Source organism: Candidatus Binatia bacterium, from assembly GCA_036504975.1.
Classification (GTDB): domain Bacteria; phylum Desulfobacterota; class Binatia; order UBA9968; family UBA9968; genus JAJPJQ01.
In genome coordinates this window covers 1-18,179 of the sequence record DASXUF010000078.1, presented here as the reverse complement: position 1 = coordinate 18,179, position 18,179 = coordinate 1, and the positions used below count along the sequence as shown (strand labels likewise).

Here is an 18,179-nt window from a genome sequence, read left to right as displayed (position 1 = left end):
CTTCTTGGATACGCTCCGCTAGCTCGAAAACTGGAAATGTGTTGGCGGTGGCGTAGGCAGGCCTTAACGGCTCCTGTGAAAAAAATTTCTAAATTTAGGAGGAGTGCTATGAAACGCATGGGGATCGCAAGTATCCTGTTCGGCCTCTTGATGATTCCGTTGATGCTCTCGTCCGCCCGAGCGCAAGCGAACTTCTACGAGGGAAAGACGATTACCGTATATCTCGGGGCGAAGAGCGGAAGCCTCGCTATCGCTGCGCAAATCGTCACGCACCACCTGGGGAAATACCTCCTCGGCAAGCCTACCGTGATTCTTCAGCATATGCCCGGAGCCGCCCACCTCTTGGCGACCAACCATGTCTTCAATGTAGCGAAGCCCGACGGTCTGACTCTCTTGGCCGCTAACCCTAATGTCGCGATCGCGCAGCTTTCAAAGGTCGAGCAGGTCCGCTTCGACGTCCGTAAGTTTCAATGGATAGGCTCTTCGGGCGCGGACGGCGTGGCGCTCTCGATCAGAGCGGATTTACCCTACAAGACTTTCGACGATCTTCGCAAAGCCGACCGCGAGCTGGTGGCAGGAACGACCGGGCCCGGATCGAATGCTCACGATTTTCCGCTCCTCTTGAAAGAGTTCGCGGGCGCCAAGTTGAAACTCGTCTCCGGTTATCCGGCGAACAGTGATGTTCTCCTGGCGGTCGAGCGTAAGGAAGTGGACTCGTGGTCCGCGCTTGCGACGACGATTAAACTCGCCGCGGACCGAGGGGTGGTGCGTCCGCTCGTGCGGGGTCGGGTGGCGGCGCCGGGCTTCGAGAATCTGCCGGTCGACGAAGAGTTGGCAACGAGCCCGCTGGGAAAATCGCTCATGGGAATTAAATCCATCCCTCAGGCCATAGGCAGGGCTTTTGCCGCCGCTCCGGGAACGCCGGCGGATCGCCTTGCCATGTTACGGGAGGCTTTTGCCAAAGTGGTGAAAGATCCGGAGTTCCTGGCCGAGGGGAAGAAAGCAAAGATCGATTTTTCCTTCATCTCGCACGAGCAGGTGCTGAAGGATTTTAACGCGCTTCTCAATCAGACGCCCGAGACCTTGAAAGAGATGGGAAAATATATCAAGGCCGAAGGTTAAGCTCCGACTACATATTTGAAGAGAGCTTTCGCCAACGGGACGTGTCCCCGAACGACGTATCGGGGCATGGGACACCAGGTCTCCTGAGGTCCCTGGGCTTCCTCGGCCATGCCGATGCAAAAAGAGGGCAGATTATTGTAAAAAAAATTTTCGCACAAGCCGGGGTGGGTGGAGAACCCCGGCGGCTAAAACCAACTTCACCATGTTGTGCTCCTCTCCGTGGTTTGCTCGGCAAAACTTTCGCCGACCCTTAACATTGCTCCTTACCGCCGTCAATATCGACGCTTGACAGCCCGAATTATCATCCCATATATTCGCGCCCGAACGTCGTTGGGCATTCTCGTCGCCTAAGCCGATGATCTCACATCGCGCCTGATAGGAGCAGTAAGAAAAATGTTTGACGCGCTGATCGACGGCCTGTTCCTGGTGCTGCAATGGAAGGCCTTCAGCTTGATGATGGTCGGGATGGGTTTGGGCTTTGTCGTCGGCCTTCTCCCCGGCATCGGCGGCCCCGCCACCCTGGCGCTGATGCTCCCGTTCATTTTCAAAATGTCGCCGGCCGAGGCCTTTGCGTTTCTGCTGGGGATGCACTCGGTCGCCGCCACAACCGGAGACATCACCTCTGTGCTCTTCGGCGTTCCGGGCGAGGGCTTGTCTGCCGCGACGGTCTTGGACGGCCACCCGATGGCCAAGAGGGGAGAAGCCGGCCGGGCTCTCGGCGCGGCGCTGATGAGCTCTCTGGTAGGCGCTTTGATCGGCGCGGTGTTTTTGGCGCTGGCGGTTCCGATCGTTCGCCCGTTGGTTCTCTCCTTCGGCTCGCCGGAGCTTTTCATGCTCTCGATCGTCGGCATTTCCTGCATCACTTCTCTGAGCGGCTTGGGAACGCAGGGGCAGATCAGAGGATTTGCGATGGGTCTGCTCGGTCTGCTGCTCTCCTCGATCGGTCAGGAGCGCCAGTCGGGCTCGCTGCGCTTCGATATGGGCATGATGTACCTTTGGGACGGTCTCGATCTGATACCCGTTTTGGTCGGAATCTTCGCCATCCCGGAGGTTGTCGATTTGGCCGTTCGTGGAACCGCTATCGCGGGAGATCGACCCGCGGAAGATTTGCAAAAGGGAGTCATCGAAGGAATTAAAGATACGTTTCGCCACTTCTGGCTAGTCTTTCGCTGCTCGGCCATCGGCGTCTTCGTCGGCATCATGCCGGGCGCCGGCGGCGGAGTGGCGCAGTGGATGGCGTACGCTCACGCGGTCCAAAGCGCTAAGAATTCCAAAGAGCGGGAGGGCTTCGGCAAAGGAGACATTCGGGGCGTGTTGGGTCCGGGAGCTGCGAATAATTCCAAGGAAGGCGGGGAGCTTATCCCGACCATCGCCTTCGGAGTGCCGGGCGGCGGGGCGATGGCGATTCTACTCGGCGGCTTTCTGATCATGGGCATCGTGCCCGGTCCGGATATGCTGACGAAGCACCTCGCGATCACCTTTTCGATGGTCTGGACTCTGGTGATCGCCAATATCATCTGTGTGATTTTGTGCCTTGGGGTACTGAACCATCTGGCGAAAATAACCTACGTCCGGGGCGGACTGATGATCCCTTTTGTCCTATTTTTGGTCTTCGTGGGAAGTTACACCGCGAACAACCAAATCGCCGATCTGATTGTGACCTTCATTTTCGGTTTTCTCGGTTACATAATGGTGCTCTTTGGCTGGCCGCGGCCGCCACTGGTTTTGGGTTTTGTTCTTGGCAAGCTGATCGAAACCTATCTTTTCATTTCGGTTGCGCGCTATGGATTCTCATGGCTCATGCATCCCATCGTGGTGTTTCTGATCCTGCTCACGGCGTTGGTCATCGCCTATCCATACATTCAAGATCGCCGCCTGCGCTCGAGGGACATCGCCGATGCGTAAGGCGCGCGTTCTTTTTTGTCTTTTTCTCATCGCCGTCGCCGTCTACGCCATCCACTCGGCGCTGCGATGGACGTTCAAGGCCGCGCTTTTTCCTCTCGCCGTGAGCATTCCTCTCCTCATCCTTGCGGCGACGCAACTTCTTCTGGACCTCTTCGGCAAGGCGGCGACCGGCGGCGGCCCCGCCGTGGATCTCGAGTTCGCGACCGACGTGCCGCCCGACGTGGCGCGGCGCCGCGTGATCGGTATTTTTCTCTGGATCGCCGGTTTTATCTTGTTGGTTTTTCTTTTCGGTTTCCCCGTCGCCGTCCCGCTCTTTATGTTTTTTTTCTTAATTCTGCGCGGCGAGGTAGGTTGGTGGCAGACCATCGGCCTCACGGCCGTGGCGTGGGGATTCTTCTATGTCGTTTTCCAGCGCATCGTTCACCTGCAGTTCGAAGACGGATTGCTGCAAACCTGGTTGGGCCTGTGAACCGTCGGTAAATTGCAATCTCAACGACGCGCGGGCCGGCGGCTCGTCCTCTAATGAGGGTTTTTGTTTGGAGAGCGAGGATCATCTCCCAGTCCGGCCAGCCGCTCCAGCGGCGTGATGATCGCGGCGAAATCTTCCCCGCCGCGTCCTGCCACGGCGGCGGCCATGGCCAACTGCTGCGTGATGCTGGTCAGCGGTAGCGGGACTCCGAGACGCCGCCCTTCATCGATCATGAGCTGAAAATCCTTCAAGAACAGATCGATCTTCATCTGCGCGTCGAAGCGGTGGCTCGCCATGAGCGGACCGCGCACCTCGACCATCTTTGAAGCGCCCGCGCTCTCCTTTAGAGCATCGAGCAGCACGGCCGGCGCTAAACCGCCTTTCGCTCCCAGCACGAGCGCCTCCGCCAGCGCCGCGGTGTTGAGCGCAACCAGCAGGTTTGCGGCCAGTTTCGCGAGCGAGGCCATGCCGACATCGCCGATGTAGCATGTCTTCTTTGCGATCGCGTCGAAAATAGGCCGGCAGGCTTCGGCGCGCGCGCGGTCGCCGCCGACGAAGATCGCGCACTCGCCGCGCGCCACCATCGCGCTCGTGCCGCTCATGGGCGCGTCGAGGAAGCCAAGCCCTTTGGCGGCGGCGGCCTCGCCCAAACGGCGCGCCAGCTCGGGGGGGACGGTGCTCATCTGAATCAACGTGCAGCTTCGCGGCGCCGTCTCGATGAGGCCTCCCGGCCCGAGGATCGTCGTCTCGACGCTCGTGAGCGACGGCAGGATCGTGAAGACGGCGTCGGCTTGTGCTGCCGCCTCGGCGATGCTCCGCGCCGCTGTGAGTCCGTTAGCTCGAAGCGCCTTGACCTGCTCGGAGCGCGCGTCGTAGCCCTTCACCTCGAATTTCCCTTGGAGGAGGCGCGAAGCCACCGCGTTTCCGAGGAGCCCGACTCCGATGATGCCGATTCGTTTCATCTCATAGTCTCCTTGCCGTGCTTCGCGCACCGGTCAGTCTCGGATTGTCTCGCGCAAAGGCGCAAAGGCCGCCAAGATAAAATTCTTTCAACTTTGCGTTCTTGGCGTCTTGGCGCGAGCAAATCCCCGCCCTTTAACAGCTCTGGGCGACAGGTAAATTTGCGCAAATCGCGAAAACTATTAAGCATAGTATTACGAAGGTCACGAAGTTAGGCTCATGAGCCGTATATCTCCGGATTGTAGAGATTCGGCGGCCGGCGGCCCTCGATGACAGTGGCGATATTCTCAACCACCAGCGTCGTCATTCGTTCGCGCGTTTCGAGCGTCGCGCTGCCGAGGTGCGGAGTCAACACGACGTTCGGTAGGTCGATGAGTCGCGGCTCTACCGTTGGCTCATGCTCGTAGACGTCGAGCGCCGCGCCCGCGATGCGTTTTTCTTCCAGCGCTCGCGCCAGAGCTTTCTCATCCACGATCGGGCCGCGAGCCGTGTTCACGAGGTAAGCGGAGGGACGCATGAGGGCGAATTCCCGCTCGCCGATCAGATGGACGGTCTCGGGGCCGAGCGCGGCATTGATCGAGACGAAATCCGACTCGCGCAGAAGATCGTCCAGGCTGCGGTACTGAACGCCGAGCGCCGCTTCGCGCGCTTCGTCCAGTCTGTGGTGTTTGGTGTAGAGGATGCGCATGCCGAATCCCGTGGCGCGCCGGGCGACGGCTTCTCCGATGGCGCCGAGACCGACGATCCCCAATGTTTTGCCGTGCACTTCGGATCCGACGAACCGCATCGACTGGCCGCCGGCAAACACGCCGGAGCGGAGCGCGCGGTCGCCTTCCACGATTCGCCGAGCCACGGCCAGGAGAAGCGCCCAGTGAAGATCCGCGGTCGCCTCGGTGACGATGGGCGGGAGCGTGGTCACGGGAATGCGCCGTGCGGTCGCGACGGCGACGTCGATGCCGGCCGGGATGATCGCCATCGAGGCGATGAGCTTGAGATTCGGGCTCGCGTTGATCACCTCCGCATCCACGGTGTCGTGGAGCAGGCAGAAGAGATAGTCGTTGCGCTTGAGCGCCGCGATCAGCTCCGGCTTTGTGATGATGTGAACGGGATTGGGGTTCAGCTCGACTTCGCCAATCTCGCGCAGTCGGGCCAGCGCTTTTTTGGGAATCGGCTGCGTGACGAAGATCTTCGGACGCATTAGCGCGATGTCCGCCTGAGTTCCTCTATGCCCAGCTCTCTGGCCACTCGCTCGAGATCGTTAAGGAGCGCGTCGTTCATCGGGACGCCGTGCGCGGAGCGCTCGCGCCACGTGGCGTGACTCTGCTCGCCGGGCACCTGGATGCGCTCGACCCCCGGCATCTTTTTCGAATTTCTCATCTCGCGGATGATTTGATCGACGCTCCGCTTGAACGACTCAAGGGGCGAGAATCGGGCGATATCGAGCGCGATGATCAGCTGGCCGGTATTCGTCGGCGTGCTATCGTCTTTGTTGAAGTCGATGACGTTGTGGCCGAATGCGGCGCCGTTCAGCGTGCCGGCAAGCAAACCGAAGATGAGCGCCAGACCGTACCCTTTGTAACCTCCGATCGGGAGCAGAAAACCTTCCTCGGCGCGTTTCGGGTCCGTCAAGGACCTGCCGTGAGCGTCGATCATCCAGCCTTCAGGGAGCGGCTCGCCACGCTGCGCTTTGATTTTCACTTTGCCGTAGGCCGCAACCGTCGTGGCCATGTCCAGCACGATCGGCGGCTCTTCAAGCGCCGGGATTGCGCAGGCGATCGGGTTGGTGCTGAGCAAGAGCTCCACGCCGCCCCAGGGCGGCAAATGGTTGGCGTTGCCGACCGCGATGTAGATGCCGATCATATCCCGCTCGAGAGGCATCATGGCATAGAGGGCGGCGGGCCCCGAGTGATTGCCCCGCCGCACTCCGACCCAGCCGACGCCTGCGCGTTCCGCCTTCTCGATCGCGGCCTGGGCGGCGAAGCGCATCACCAAGTGTCCCATGCCGTTGTCGCCGTCGACCAGGGCCGTCGCCTCGGTCTCCCGGACCGCGCGGATGTTCGGTTTAACGTTCATCCCGCCGGTTCGGATGCGGCGAACGTATTGCGGCAAGCGGAAAATTCCGTGGCCGTCGGCGCCGCGCAGGTCGGCCAACACCATCAGCCGGGCCGCCTGTTCAGCGTCTGCGCCGGGCAATCCTACCGCCGCGAGCGCGCGGGCGGCGAACGCTTCGAGTTCGGTCGATTGAAATCGGCGGTCCGTTGATGGAGGTTGGCTCATATTAAAAGCAGTCAGCTATCAGCTTGCTCTGAAAGTTTCGGGTTTCGCATCGCGCCGTCTTTCTTGTGCCCTTTGCGCCGTCGCGCGAGATGCCCTCTCCCTCGCCCTCTCCCGCGAGCGGGAGAGGGAAGGGGTGAGGGTCGCGCCAAGACGCCAAGACCGCGAAGAATGCTTAATGCTGCTATTTCCCCTTGGGAGGCAGCGAGCCAACGAGATCACGCTCGGAAAGATGGGCGACTGTTTCGCCGGTTTCAGTAAAGGTTCGGGTCACCTCCGTGGTTCCGTAAATCCACAGAATCAGCAGCGGCGTTTTCCCCACGTTCACGAACCGATGAGGCTTATCGGACGGAACCAGCGTGGTGTCGTAAGCTTGGAGACGATGGCGCCGGCCGTCGATCTCAGCTTCGGCTTCGCCCTCAAGGATGGTGACCTGCTCGTCACAGTTGTGCGAGTGCAGCGGAACCTTCGCGCCCGCCGGAAAGCGGGTCAGCCCGGTCGTCATATGCTTTGAGCCGATCTCTTTAGTCACGAGCGGGATCGTCTGGATGCCATTGCCGCGGTCGAATACGGGCAACGAATCGATTTTCAGAATGTGCGCCTCTGCCATGGTCAATCTCCTCTCGGAATTGGGGGTGTGGGGCGAACTCTAACAGCGCGGCTGAGAAGCCGTCAAGTTCGAAGACACGCCGGGGGTGGATGACGCGGCGATCGCTCCAACCATTCTTGGTATCTGGAACCGAAATGCGGCGACTCCCGTGGTTGGATCAGTCTTACAGCTCTCGATGTAAGGCAATTAACTCTCCCATCCGTGCGACCGTCGGCCGGTTGAAAACCGCCTTTATGGATAAGTTCAGCCGGAACGTCTTATTGACGCGTGACAGGATCCGAATGGCGAGCAGGGAATCGCCACCGAGCTCGAGGAAATTGTCATCGATACCAACTTCATCAATGTCCAGCACTTCAGCCCAGATACGCGCCAAGTCCGACTCGATGGAGGTGTGCGGCGCAACGTAGGGCACGTTCAACGCCGGGCGTTTGCGTTCAGGCGCGGGCAACGCTCGTCGGTCGATCTTGCCGTTGCGCAGCATCGGAAGAGTCTCGAGGAACACAAAGGCGGAGGGAATCATGTAATCCGGCAGAGCCTGTGTCAATTGGCGACGTAGTTCGCTGACGGTCGGAGCCGCGTCCGCGACAGGTACGAGGCACGCAATCAGACGCTGTTCTCCTGCGTCATCTGTTTTAACGTGTACTGCAGCCGCTTTGATCGAGTCCAATTCTAGGAGCGCTGCTTCGATCTCATCAACTTCGACTCTGTAGCCGCGAATCTTTACCTGAAAATCCTTGCGCCCCATATGAAACAAGCAGTCATCGGGGCGCATTGTGCCTAGATCGCCCGTAAGGTAAAGCCGTTCTTGCCCGCCGTGGGGGTCGGGGATGAAGGCGGCCTCCGTGAGCTCCGGCCGTCGCCAGTAGCCCAGCGCCACGTATCTGCTTTTGACCGCGATCTCTCCGACTTGGCCGGGACCGATCTCGCGGCCGCTTTCGTCCAACAGTAGAATCTCCTTGTCGGAAACCGGATAGCCCACGGGAATTTTGCTCTCGCTGCCGCGCCAATCGTGGGTGATAAAAAGCCGGCGAATGATAAACGTTTCAGTCGGACCGATGGCGTGCACCAACACGCAATGCGGCGAAAAATGACGCTGGAAACAATTCACATCGGTGCGGTTGATCGCTTCGCCGCCGAGTAGCAATATGCGCACCGTAGGAAATGTGGCCTCCGCCGTCACTGTGCCGAGAAAATGACGAAAGGTGGTCGGCAGTGTGTGGAGAATGGTGATCCGATTCGTGCGCAACCACTCGGCCAGCGATCCAAATCCCTCGGCGGCGAGATCGTAAGGAAACAGCGCCGCTCCATTCAGCAAGGCGGCATAAATATTTCGGACGGCGGTGGCAAAACTGCACGAATGCCACATTGCCACCCTGTCGTACGGACAAATTCGCAAGTCGTTGGTGTAGTTCCTCGTTTCAACAAGAATATTTCGATGGTTATGCAGCACGCCCTTGGGTTGCCCGGTAGAGCCTGAGGTATAGAGGATTAGCGCGCGCGTATCGGGACCGATAAGCCGATCAAGGTTTGCGCCAGGAATGGTTGGATCGAGATCGTCACAGTTGAGAACCTGCTGCTCTGGTTTCATTAACCGCCGGGCCTGAGAGAGACACTTGGTGTCGGTGACGAGCAGTTTCGCCCGGGAATCTTCCAGCATCCCCGCCGTGCGCGCGCGAGGAAATGCCGGATCCAGCGATACGTAGATCTTTCCCGCCTTGAGCACTCCCAAGATCGCCGCAATGGCAGTGGGTCCTTGCTCAAGGAGAAGCGTAACGGGCTCTTCACCGTCTCCGACACGCGCCAGGATGGCGCGAGCGATACGATTGGCAACATGATTGAGCTCGGCGTAGGTGAATTGCAACTCCGGGGTCACCACCGCAAGGCGGTCGGGATATCGAGCAACCTGTTGTTCGAAACGCGCAGTAATGGAGCGTTCTATCGCGGTGTTTTCAAAAGCAATAAACGTGTTTGTAGGATGCACAGCAGCAGGCATTATGACTCCGTTCGCCGGAGACGTCCACATTCAAAAAATGACGGGAAATACTAAACGTATCTTTTCGTTTCCGTCAAACTGCAACTGCAGGTAGACCGGGTCGTCTGCGATCGCTACAAAAAAACTCATCGCGGACTTTCCATGTCGCCCTTCTTGACTGTTACCGGTTGCCCGGTCGAAATCGACTCGACAACCGCTTCCAGAACTGCCACATTTGCCGTCCCCTCTTCTCCTCCCACCTCCGGCCGGCTGCCTTCGCGCACGCACCGGGCAAACTCTGCCAGTTCCTCAACGATGGTGTCCACCGGCTTTAGCGGGAGGGGCGACCTGTCCGGCTCCCCCTTCTTCCAGAGATAGAGCCGAGAACCTTCAGCCTCGCTGAAAGCATGGGCCTCGCTTCCGTGAAGAGTCAGAATCGCGGTGCGGTTCGCCACGACAGAAGAAGTCCCCAGGTAGCCCAAGATCCCAGACTCGAATTCGAGCAGGATAGCGGTGCTGTCGTCTATCTCCATGCCTTTCAGGACCTGCCGGCGGGAGAGGGCGACCACGCAACTGATCGGGCCCAGGAGATATTGGAAGGTGTCGACATGATGAATGCCGAGCCAGGTCATGGGACCGGCTGGTGACGCTTCGGGATGCGCTCGCCAGACCGTGGGCGTCATTTCGAAGCCGGTGCTGGAGGAGATGTTTCCTTCAATCTGAATTAGCTGTCCAAGCGCGCCATCCTGGATCAGGGTTTTCAGCCCTCGATTCGCCGGCTGCCGCCTTCGCTGGTGACCTACCGCTAGGACCACACCGGCCCGTCGGCAAGCTTCGGTGGCTTCTTCCCCCGCGGCAACCGTCAAGGTGAAGGGCTTATCCACGAAGACATGTTTTCCCGCCTGCGCTGCAGCAATAATGTGCTTGGCATGGAGGGAGTCCGGCGTCGTGAGAAGCACAGCCTCCACTTCCGGGTCTTTCAAGATCGCGTCATAGCTTTCTGCCTGCCGGCACCGGTATTTTTCCGCGAAGGCTGCGCGCTTCTCCGCCGAACGGGTGGTGCACGCGACGAGGCTCAGGTTTGTTCCTCCAGGGATAGCGTCAGCGAGAACATTGCTCCAACGCCCAATACCCACCGTTGCGACTCTAACCGGCTCCATACCTTTTCCTTTTGTCCATCTTCTTCGGGCTGCCTCATCAGCGCTCAGTCGAAAAAGCTAGCAGCATCAGGATCGCAACACTTGCAAAAGGAATTTTCATATTGACCCTCTTGTAGGAATTCATTTCGAAGCGGAATTGTTTCCTGGTGCACCTGGCTCGGACGGCGATCTGACAATGTCCCGGATCTTGTGGCCAAGCATCCAACGAAGCACAGGAGAGAGTAGCACCAGCAACGCCAGCGCCATCAGCGTAGCAGCGATCGGGCGCTCGAAAAAGACTCCGAGGTCACCTCTCGAGTAAATCAGGGAGCGCCTGAGCGAAGCTTCGAGTTGAGGGCCAAGTATCATGGCCAAGACTAAAGGCGCCGGTTCAAAATCGAACTTGCGCATCAGGTAGCCGAAAAAGCCGAAGGCGATGGTGATCCCCACATCGAAGACGCTGTTATTGACGCTGTACGCTCCGATGAGAACGAACACCAGAATGAGCGGCGCCAGCAGCGGGTAGGGGACCTTAAGGAGCTTTACCCAAAGGCCGATCAACGGAAGGTTTAGAACCAGGAGCATGATGTTGCCGATGTACATGGAAGCGACCAGTCCCCAAAACACCTCGGGCTTTTCCGCGACCAGCAAGGGTCCGGGCCTTACTCCGTGGATCAGCAGCGCGGCGAAGATCATCGCGATCGAGGCGTTGCCCGGAATCCCGAGCGTGAGCAGCGGTATGAAGGAGCTGGTTGCCGCGCTGTTGTTCGCCGCTTCCGGCGCGGCCACTCCCTCGATTGCGCCCTTGCCGAAGCGCTCCGGGTGTTTGCTGAGCTTTTTCTCCAGCGCGTACGAGATAAACGATGAGATGATCGCCCCGCCTCCGGGCAGCACGCCGACAAAAAATCCCAGCAGCGATCCGCGCGCGATCGGCGCGGCTGCCGTGCGCCATTCCTCGCGGCTCGGCAGGAGCCTCCGGATCTTCGTCTGAACTACTTCGGCCTTGATGATCTGCTCGACGTTTACGAGCACCTCTCCGATGCCGAAAAGTCCCATGGCCACGAGGATGAACTCGAATCCCCCGCTGAGCTTGAAGCTCCCGTAGGTGAATCTCTGCGTCCCCATGATCGGATCCAAGCCGACCGTTCCAAGCAAGAGCCCTATGCACGCCATCATCAGCCCTTTGGTCATCGACGCTCCCGCCAGATAGCCGACCATCATGAGGCCGAGGAGGAGAAGCGCGAAGTTCTCCGGAGCTCCGAACTTGAGCGCGAACGCGGCAAGCGGCGGCGCGAGGAGCATCAAGCCGACGATGCTGAGCGTGCCGGCGATGAAAGAGCCGAATGCCGAGATCGCGAGCGCCGCGCCGGCCCGCCCCTGCCGCGCCATCTGATAGCCATCCAGGCAGGTGACGACCGATGCCGCCTCCCCGGGGATATTCAGCAAGATCGACGTCGTTGAGCCGCCGTACATCGCGCCGTAGAAAATTCCGGCGAGCAAAATGACCGCGGAAGTGGCGGGAATCCCGTACGTGACGGGCAGTAGAAGAGCGATGGTGGCCGGCGGGCCGAGACCCGGCAGGACGCCGATGGCCGTCCCGATCAATGAGCCGAGAAAGCAGTAGAGCAGATTGCCCGGCGTCAGCGCGACGGCAAAGCCGGTGGCGAGACTGTTGAAGAGATCCATGGCGGAGCCTCAGCCTAAAAGTGTGCCCCGCGGCAGCGGCACGCTCAGCCAGATAGCAAAGAGAACGTACGAACCAAGCGCGGTCGCCGCCGCCATGCCGAGGGCGACCGCCCACCGTTGGGGATCGGTCGCCCGTAGCATGAACAGGACGAGGAAAAACGTGCAAATCAGATAGCCGAGAAAATCGAGCAGTAAGGCGTACGCGGCAAGGACGAGCAGAAGCGCAGTCACCTTTGCAATCCGGCCGGGGGTGTGTTGGCCGGTGCTTGAACGCGATGTCAGCACTTGAGCCATGAGGACTATCGCGAGCAAAACAATGACGACGCTAGTCCACCATGGAAAAAATCCCTGTCCCGGGTTGCGTGCTGTGCCGAGCGGTAATTTCGCGGACTCGAAGAGGGCTGCAGCGCCGAGCGCCAGGGCCAGCGCGGCCACCGCCACATCGCGGCTGACCATCGCCGTTACTTCTGCGCGACGGTTACAACCTTAGAAAACATCTCCCACTCCTGGCGCCAGGTAGCCTCGAACTCTTTTCCACCCTGGAACTGAACGTCGTCGCCGAGTCCTTGAATGAGGGCGTGGAAGGATTTATCCTCGCTGATTTTCCGGAAGGTCGCCTCCAGCTTGTCAAGGATGGGTTGTGGTGTTCCCTTGGGCGCGAGCACCGAGCGCCACATGGTGAAGACCACGTCGATTCCTTCTTCTTTCACTGTCGGAACGTTAGGAAAATCGCGGTGGCGCTTGGTGTCCGTTATCGCCAGCGCGCGCATCTTGCCAGCCGCCACCTGCGGCAAAAGCTGCGGCGAGAAACCGAACGTCGCGTCGGCGTGACCGCCGAGCACGGCGAGCAACGCCGGGCCGCCGCCGTCATACGGGATGTTGTTATACTCAACCCCCGCCGCGCGCGCGATCAGACGCATCGGCAGATCCGCCGCTCCCCACGGCCCGGTGTTGGCGAAGTTGAACTTTCCGGGGTTCTTTTTGCTGTATTCGATCAGCTCGCGGAAGTTTTTCCAGGGCGCATCGGCTCGAACGGCGAGGATTGTCGGACTGTGGTTGATCCGGGCCACCGGCGTGAACTGGTCGGGGCCGATGGGCACCTTCTGGACCATGGCAAAGACGGTATTGGGTCCCGTGCCGCCGAAGGCCAACGTGTAGCCGTCAGGCTTCGCTCTGATCACCTGCTGAGAGCCGACCGCGCCGCCGCCGCCCGGTTTGAGCATGACCAGCAAAGGTTGACCGAGGTACTGGTGAGCCACGCTGGCAACCGCTCTGGCGGTGAGATCGTGAGACCCGCCGGCTCCGAACGGCAAGACCAGCTCGACGGCTTTGGTCGGAAACTCCTGCGCGGTCGCGATGGTTCCCGAAATGAGAGTCGCCAGCAATGTGAGTACCAAAATTCCTTTAGACGTGATCATAACGACCTCCTTTATCTCAAAGATGAATTATGAAAGCTGAAAGCGGAAATAGAGATCCGCCTGGACGAGTGAGCTGCATTACTTTCATCCTTCACCCCTTAAAAAGTGCCACGGGTTGGGAGCCTACTATACGTCGCGCAGGAAGTGCAATACGGTTCTCGCCGCCTGCATCGGGCTCAGATACTTGATCGCTGGGATAATCTGGCGTAGTGTGCCGGCGTGATCGCGCTGAACTCTCAGGAAAGATAAAAATGACGGATCGGAAGATCAATGTCGGAATTGTCGGCACGGGATGGATCGGAGAAATTCGGGCGAAGGTCTGCGCCGACCATTCCCTGGTAGAGGGCGTGCACGTGGCCGAGATCGATCCCACGAAACTCCATCATGTCGCGGAAGCGACCAGGGCCAAGACGGCGACCACGGATTACCGTGAGCTTCTGCGACGGGACGATATCGATGCGATGTTCGTCTGTAGCACGCCGGAGACGACGCACTACCCAATCACCAAAGACTGCCTCCTTGCGCGCAAGCACACGCTGCTGGAGAAGCCGATGGGGCTCGAATTGAAAGAGGCGGACGAGATGATGGCGCTCGCCAAAAAAGCTGAGCTAAAGTTCACGATCGGCTACACGCAGCGTTTCAACCCGAAGTACGCCTACGTAAAGCAGTCCCTGGTGAACGGGACTCTCGGCCATCCAGTCACCGCGCTCGTAAGCCGCAACGTCTCTCGCTCCATCGGCAACAAAATCGGCGGGCGCATTCGGCTCTCGCCAGCCGTGATGGAGGCGACGCACGACATCGACTTTATCCTTTGGTGTCTCGAGGGCGTCAAGCCGGTGCGCGTCTACTCCGAAGTCGTCTATCGGATCATGGAACAGACGCATGGCGTTCCGGATTGCCAGTGGATCATGGTGACGATGGCGGACGGCACGGCATTCACCATCGGCGCGGGATGGGCGTTGCCGCCCGGTTATCCCCATTTCTCGACGGCGACGATCGAGTTTGTCGGAACCGAAGGCGCCCTTCTCATCGACGACAGCCACCGCGATATCGTGCTGAACACGATGAAAGGCGGGATGGTGCTCCCGCTCTCAACGATGCCGGGCGAGCAAGTAGGCCACGTCTACCAGGGGCCGATGGAAGCTGAGACGATCCACTTCATCGAAGCTGTGGCCTTGAATCGGCCCGTGCTCGTGACGCCGGAGCAGGCGCGGCAAGTGATGGAAGTGACCCTCGCCGCCGACCTTTCAGCCGAACGCCATCAGCCGGTCACTCTGCCGTTGCAGCTCTGAACCAGGTCTCCGATTTTCGATTTTAGATTTTGATTTCCGACTCAATGCAGGATCGGCAATCCTATCCGAGCCGAAGCAGACGCGCGGCGTTGCCGTGGAGGATTTTTTCTCGGTCATTGCGGTTTAGCTTCAGAACCGTAACCGCTTCAACCGGCCGCTCGTAGCCCATGTCAAAACAGTAGTCGCTTCCCATCATCACGCGGTCGGCTCCGACGAGCTTGATGAGATAGTTAAGCGACTCCGGAGCGTGGCTGATCGTGTCGTAAGTGAAGCGTCTGAGATAACTCGACGGCGGCTTCTTCAGTGCGCGGCACTCCTGCCGCACTTTCCAGCCATGGTTGAGACGGCCGATAAGATAAGGAAGGGCGCCACCCGCATGCGGCAGGCAGACTTGAAGCTTTGGAAATCGATCCAGGAGTCCGCTGAAGATCAAGTTGGCTGCGGCGACCGCGGTGTCGAACGGATTTCCCAGAAGGTTATGTAGATGGTAGTTCGTGAGCCGCTGAGCGCCGATAACGTTGAGCGGATGAAGAAAAATTGGAACTCCCAGTGCGTGAATGCGCTCGAAGATGGGGAGGAGCGAATGATCGGTCAGCTCTTTTCCCCGAACGTTCGTGCCCAGGTAGATGCCGCGACAGCCGAGGTCGTTGACGGCGCGCTCCACTTCGCTCACAGCAGCCTCAGGATTTTGCATGGGCAGCGTGGCCAGAACGACGAAGCGGTCGGGATGGGCTCGAGCAGCTTCGGCCATCGCGTCGTTGACGAGCCGCGCCACACCGGGCGCAGACGCTTCATCCGCCCAGTAAACCATCGGCGGCATGAGCGAGAGGGCATGCACGGCCACGCCCTGCGCATCCATCGATTTAAGCCTTACGTCCAAATCATGGTAATGCGCCGTGATCGGGCCGATCGGTATGTCGCCGATCAGAATGCTCGGTCCGTTCGGACCGCGCCGGAGGCCGAGCCCGTGCGGTTTTCCTTCCGTCTCGATGAGTCTGAGGTATTTCTCGGGCACAAAGTGGGCGTGAATGTCGATCGTTTGTATTCCCTGCTGGCGGCGAGCGGCCCGAACAGCGGGACGCTTACGCGAAGGCCGTGTCATGCGCCGACGCTTCATTGGAACGCTCTTGTTTCGATTCAGCGTAGAGAAAACCCTACTCCTCGCGCCAAGCTTGTCCTGAGCAAAGCCGAAGGGACGCTCAGCACGCAAAGAAATCTTTTTTGCTTGTCCGAACTTGGCGCCCTTTGCGGCTTTGCGCGAGAGCGCCCTCTCCCTCACCCTCTCCCGGCGGGAGAGGGAAGGGGTGAGGGGTCACGCCAAATGCCTTCCGCCTTACTTGATCACCTTGTCCGCTCTTGCCAGCACGTTCGGCGGAATCGTCAGGCCGATCTGCTTCGCTGTCTTCAAATTGATCACCAGATCGAACTTAGTCGGCTGCTCTACGGGGAGATCCGCCGGCTTCGCGCCTTTCAAAATCTTGTCCACGTAAGTGGCGGCGCGCCGGAACAGGTCGGTATAGCTTGGGGCGTAGGACAGGAGCCCCCCGTCTTCCACAAATTGTGGCTGCCCATACGCTGCCGGTAGCCGGCTCTTTACCGCGAGCTCTGCAATTTGTATTCGGTGAGAATTGAGGATGGCGCCCGACAGCATTAGGATCGCATCCGCACGCCCCTTGCTTGCGGCTCGGAACGCGGTCTCAATATCCTTGGGATCTAGTACATCTAGGTTTTGAAGCTGCACCTTGAACGCCCGTGCCGCGAGTTCCACTTCTCTTAACGCTTGTGCGTTGCCCGGCCGGGTCGAAGTCCCGAGGACGGCCACGCGGGAAAGCTTGGGAACGATCTCTTTCAGAAGCTCCAGTTGTTTTCCGCTTAACTCCGGGGAAAGAGCGCTCAACCCTGTGATATTCCCGCCAGGTCGAGCAAGACTGGCAACGAACCCCGAGCCGACAGGATCATTATCATACCCCATGACAATAGGAATCGTAGTAGTTGCTTCCTTGACAGCGGGCGTGGTTGTCGGACCGCCCGTGACGATGACATCAACCTTAAGACGCACTAGCTCGGCTGCAAGCTCCCTCAGGCGATCTAGTTTTCCCTCCGCAAATCGCCACTCTATGACAATGTTTTTCCCCTCCACGTAGCCAAGCTCGCGCAGCCCCTGCCGGAAGGCCTCGATGCGGGTCGGGTTCACGGAAGGGGAGGTAGCACTTAGATAAGCTATCCGGGGAACTTTCCCCGGCTGCTGCGCCATGGTCACAGCCCCACCCATCGCGAGTGCGACAACGAGGGCAACAATCCCCACCAATTTTCGGTTTTCGCTTTGGGATTTTAGATTCATAAATTCAACACTCAAAATTCAGAATTCAAAATTTTATTTTATTACTCTGTCCGCTCTTGCCAGCACGTTCGGCGGAATCGTCAGGCCGATCTGCTTCGCTGTCTTCAAATTGATCACCAGATCGAACTTAGTCGGCTGCTGCATCTTGTCCACAAAAACGGCGGCGGGCCGATCCAATGCCGCACGATCTGTCTTGTATCCGAACAAGTCGCCGGCATCGGCCGACGTGGCTTGCCGAACATAGGATGGGTCGGTATAATCCGTCTCATGGCATTGCCAAGAAAAATTCACCCGGCCGAAGAGACGGTTAAAGCCGTATACGAGAAAGGCGTGCTTAGACCTCTCCGACCCCTTCAATTGAAGGAGCGGTCCCGCGTTTTGATCACACTTTACCCAGAGCGAAAGTGGCGGAACGACTTTGACCGCTTGCTTCGCAGGATGAAAGCTCGCACCAAAGCGATCCCCCCGGACGTCATTGAAGCGGAAGTGACTCGTGCAAGGGCCGAAGTCAAGGCAAAGCGCCGTGCCGCTCGTCGCTCTGCTTGACACCAACGTTTGAGTCTCCGCGTTTCTCAAGCCTGCCGGACCGCCGGGACAAATCGTCGCCGCCTGGCGGCGCGACAAGTTTAGCGTCATCACATCGCTTTCACAGCTCGGCGAAATCGCTGAAGTCCTTAACCGGCCGCGTTTGGTCAAACGGTTTCGGTATCCTCATCCAGATGCAGAAGCGTTCGTTCGATTGATCGCGGCTCGGGCGACTATCGTGGAAATTTCCGGTGAGCTGAAGATATGCCGCGACCCCGATGACGACGAAATCTTGGAAGCGGCTATCCTCGGAAAATCGCAGTATCTAGTGAGTCGGGACGACGATCTCAAGCGCGATCTCGAACTGATCAAGACGGTCCGACGCCATCGAGTTCGAGTCGTTTCTGTGAGGCAGTTTCTGCGCCGGCTCTCGCGTCGGAAAAACGCTTGAGGATTTTCTTCGAGA

General features: G+C 59.2%; 16 protein-coding genes. 5 read left to right on the top strand and 11 right to left on the bottom strand.

Annotated features, from left to right (window positions below; translation table 11 throughout):
• Positions 1–108 precede the first annotated feature (108 nt).
• The 3 genes from VGL70_10070 (at position 109) to VGL70_10060 (ending at position 3,496) form a co-directional block, all read left to right on the top strand.
• Positions 109–1,122: a tripartite tricarboxylate transporter substrate-binding protein gene (locus VGL70_10070; protein HEY3303863.1), complete on the top strand. Its 1,014-nt coding sequence runs from the start codon at positions 109–111 to the stop codon at positions 1,120–1,122.
• 393 nt (positions 1,123–1,515) lie between these two features.
• Entirely contained in the window at positions 1,516–3,027 is a 1,512-nt protein-coding gene (locus VGL70_10065) for a tripartite tricarboxylate transporter permease (protein ID HEY3303862.1), read from the top strand.
• Positions 3,020–3,496 (top strand): tripartite tricarboxylate transporter TctB family protein, encoded by a 477-nt coding sequence (locus VGL70_10060; protein HEY3303861.1) that lies wholly within the window; start codon positions 3,020–3,022, stop codon positions 3,494–3,496. Before VGL70_10065 ends, VGL70_10060 begins: the two co-directional genes overlap by 8 nt.
• A gap of 50 nt (positions 3,497–3,546) precedes the next feature.
• On the opposite strand, the gene VGL70_10055 is transcribed toward VGL70_10060, so the two are convergent.
• The 9 genes from VGL70_10055 to VGL70_10015 form a co-directional block, all read right to left on the bottom strand.
• A complete protein-coding gene (locus VGL70_10055) occupies positions 3,547–4,458 on the bottom strand; it encodes an NAD(P)-dependent oxidoreductase (protein HEY3303860.1) in 912 nt (303 codons plus the stop codon).
• A gap of 215 nt (positions 4,459–4,673) precedes the next feature.
• On the bottom strand, positions 4,674–5,654 hold the full coding sequence (locus tag VGL70_10050; GenBank protein ID HEY3303859.1) for a D-glycerate dehydrogenase: 981 nt from the start codon (positions 5,652–5,654) through the stop codon (positions 4,674–4,676).
• Complete coding sequence (locus VGL70_10045; protein ID HEY3303858.1) at positions 5,654–6,733, bottom strand: Ldh family oxidoreductase; 1,080 nt, start codon at positions 6,731–6,733, stop codon at positions 5,654–5,656. The genes VGL70_10050 and VGL70_10045 overlap by 1 nt, the downstream gene beginning before the upstream one ends.
• Before the next feature lie 181 nt (positions 6,734–6,914).
• A complete protein-coding gene (locus VGL70_10040; protein ID HEY3303857.1) occupies positions 6,915–7,340 on the bottom strand; it encodes a cupin domain-containing protein in 426 nt (141 codons plus the stop codon).
• Positions 7,341–7,503: 163 nt separating this feature from the next.
• A complete protein-coding gene (locus tag VGL70_10035; protein ID HEY3303856.1) occupies positions 7,504–9,333 on the bottom strand; it encodes a non-ribosomal peptide synthetase in 1,830 nt (609 codons plus the stop codon).
• A 125-nt stretch (positions 9,334–9,458) separates the two neighbouring features.
• Positions 9,459–10,472: a Gfo/Idh/MocA family oxidoreductase gene (locus tag VGL70_10030; GenBank protein HEY3303855.1), complete on the bottom strand. Its 1,014-nt coding sequence runs from the start codon at positions 10,470–10,472 to the stop codon at positions 9,459–9,461.
• A gap of 120 nt (positions 10,473–10,592) precedes the next feature.
• A complete protein-coding gene (locus tag VGL70_10025; protein ID HEY3303854.1) occupies positions 10,593–12,137 on the bottom strand; it encodes a tripartite tricarboxylate transporter permease in 1,545 nt (514 codons plus the stop codon).
• A gap of 9 nt (positions 12,138–12,146) precedes the next feature.
• Positions 12,147–12,593 carry a tripartite tricarboxylate transporter TctB family protein gene (locus VGL70_10020; protein ID HEY3303853.1) on the bottom strand — a complete coding sequence of 149 codons (447 nt, stop codon included), beginning with the start codon at positions 12,591–12,593 and terminating at the stop codon, positions 12,147–12,149.
• Between the two features lie 5 nt (positions 12,594–12,598).
• The gene (locus VGL70_10015; GenBank protein ID HEY3303852.1) at positions 12,599–13,555 is read right to left on the bottom strand and encodes a tripartite tricarboxylate transporter substrate binding protein; all 957 of its coding nucleotides are present in this window, start codon (positions 13,553–13,555) and stop codon (positions 12,599–12,601) included.
• Between the two features lie 251 nt (positions 13,556–13,806).
• On the opposite strand from VGL70_10015, the gene VGL70_10010 reads away from it, so the two are divergent.
• Positions 13,807–14,847 carry a Gfo/Idh/MocA family oxidoreductase gene (locus tag VGL70_10010; GenBank protein HEY3303851.1) on the top strand — a complete coding sequence of 347 codons (1,041 nt, stop codon included), beginning with the start codon at positions 13,807–13,809 and terminating at the stop codon, positions 14,845–14,847.
• Positions 14,848–14,908: 61 nt separating this feature from the next.
• Here the strand turns inward: VGL70_10010 and VGL70_10005 are convergent, their stop codons facing one another.
• Both VGL70_10005 and VGL70_10000 read right to left on the bottom strand, forming a co-directional pair.
• Positions 14,909–15,964, bottom strand: coding sequence for an amidohydrolase family protein (locus VGL70_10005; protein HEY3303850.1), 1,056 nt, complete (start codon positions 15,962–15,964; stop codon positions 14,909–14,911).
• A 216-nt stretch (positions 15,965–16,180) separates the two neighbouring features.
• Positions 16,181–17,188 carry an ABC transporter substrate-binding protein gene (locus tag VGL70_10000; protein ID HEY3303849.1) on the bottom strand — a complete coding sequence of 336 codons (1,008 nt, stop codon included), beginning with the start codon at positions 17,186–17,188 and terminating at the stop codon, positions 16,181–16,183.
• A gap of 267 nt (positions 17,189–17,455) precedes the next feature.
• On the opposite strand from VGL70_10000, the gene VGL70_09995 reads away from it, so the two are divergent.
• A complete protein-coding gene (locus tag VGL70_09995) occupies positions 17,456–17,734 on the top strand; it encodes an antitoxin family protein (protein HEY3303848.1) in 279 nt (92 codons plus the stop codon).
• Positions 17,735–18,179 lie beyond the last annotated feature (445 nt).

Excerpts from the sequence above, each read along its gene's own strand:
- VGL70_10070 (HEY3303863.1), top strand. The coding sequence starts at position 109 with ATGAAACGCATGGGGATCGCAAGTATCCTGTTCGGCCTCTTGATGATT.
- VGL70_10065 (HEY3303862.1), top strand. The coding sequence starts at position 1,516 with ATGTTTGACGCGCTGATCGACGGCCTGTTCCTGGTGCTGCAATGGAAG.
- VGL70_10060 (HEY3303861.1), top strand. The coding sequence starts at position 3,020 with ATGCGTAAGGCGCGCGTTCTTTTTTGTCTTTTTCTCATCGCCGTCGCC.
- VGL70_10055 (HEY3303860.1), bottom strand. The coding sequence starts at position 4,458 with ATGAAACGAATCGGCATCATCGGAGTCGGGCTCCTCGGAAACGCGGTG.
- VGL70_10050 (HEY3303859.1), bottom strand. The coding sequence starts at position 5,654 with ATGCGTCCGAAGATCTTCGTCACGCAGCCGATTCCCAAAAAAGCGCTG.
- VGL70_10045 (HEY3303858.1), bottom strand. The coding sequence starts at position 6,733 with ATGAGCCAACCTCCATCAACGGACCGCCGATTTCAATCGACCGAACTC.
- VGL70_10040 (HEY3303857.1), bottom strand. The coding sequence starts at position 7,340 with ATGGCAGAGGCGCACATTCTGAAAATCGATTCGTTGCCCGTATTCGAC.
- VGL70_10035 (HEY3303856.1), bottom strand. The coding sequence starts at position 9,333 with ATGCCTGCTGCTGTGCATCCTACAAACACGTTTATTGCTTTTGAAAAC.
- VGL70_10030 (HEY3303855.1), bottom strand. The coding sequence starts at position 10,472 with ATGGAGCCGGTTAGAGTCGCAACGGTGGGTATTGGGCGTTGGAGCAAT.
- VGL70_10025 (HEY3303854.1), bottom strand. The coding sequence starts at position 12,137 with ATGGATCTCTTCAACAGTCTCGCCACCGGCTTTGCCGTCGCGCTGACG.
- VGL70_10020 (HEY3303853.1), bottom strand. The coding sequence starts at position 12,593 with ATGGTCAGCCGCGATGTGGCGGTGGCCGCGCTGGCCCTGGCGCTCGGC.
- VGL70_10015 (HEY3303852.1), bottom strand. The coding sequence starts at position 13,555 with ATGATCACGTCTAAAGGAATTTTGGTACTCACATTGCTGGCGACTCTC.
- VGL70_10010 (HEY3303851.1), top strand. The coding sequence starts at position 13,807 with ATGACGGATCGGAAGATCAATGTCGGAATTGTCGGCACGGGATGGATC.
- VGL70_10005 (HEY3303850.1), bottom strand. The coding sequence starts at position 15,964 with ATGAAGCGTCGGCGCATGACACGGCCTTCGCGTAAGCGTCCCGCTGTT.
- VGL70_10000 (HEY3303849.1), bottom strand. The coding sequence starts at position 17,188 with ATGAATCTAAAATCCCAAAGCGAAAACCGAAAATTGGTGGGGATTGTT.
- VGL70_09995 (HEY3303848.1), top strand. The coding sequence starts at position 17,456 with ATGGCATTGCCAAGAAAAATTCACCCGGCCGAAGAGACGGTTAAAGCC.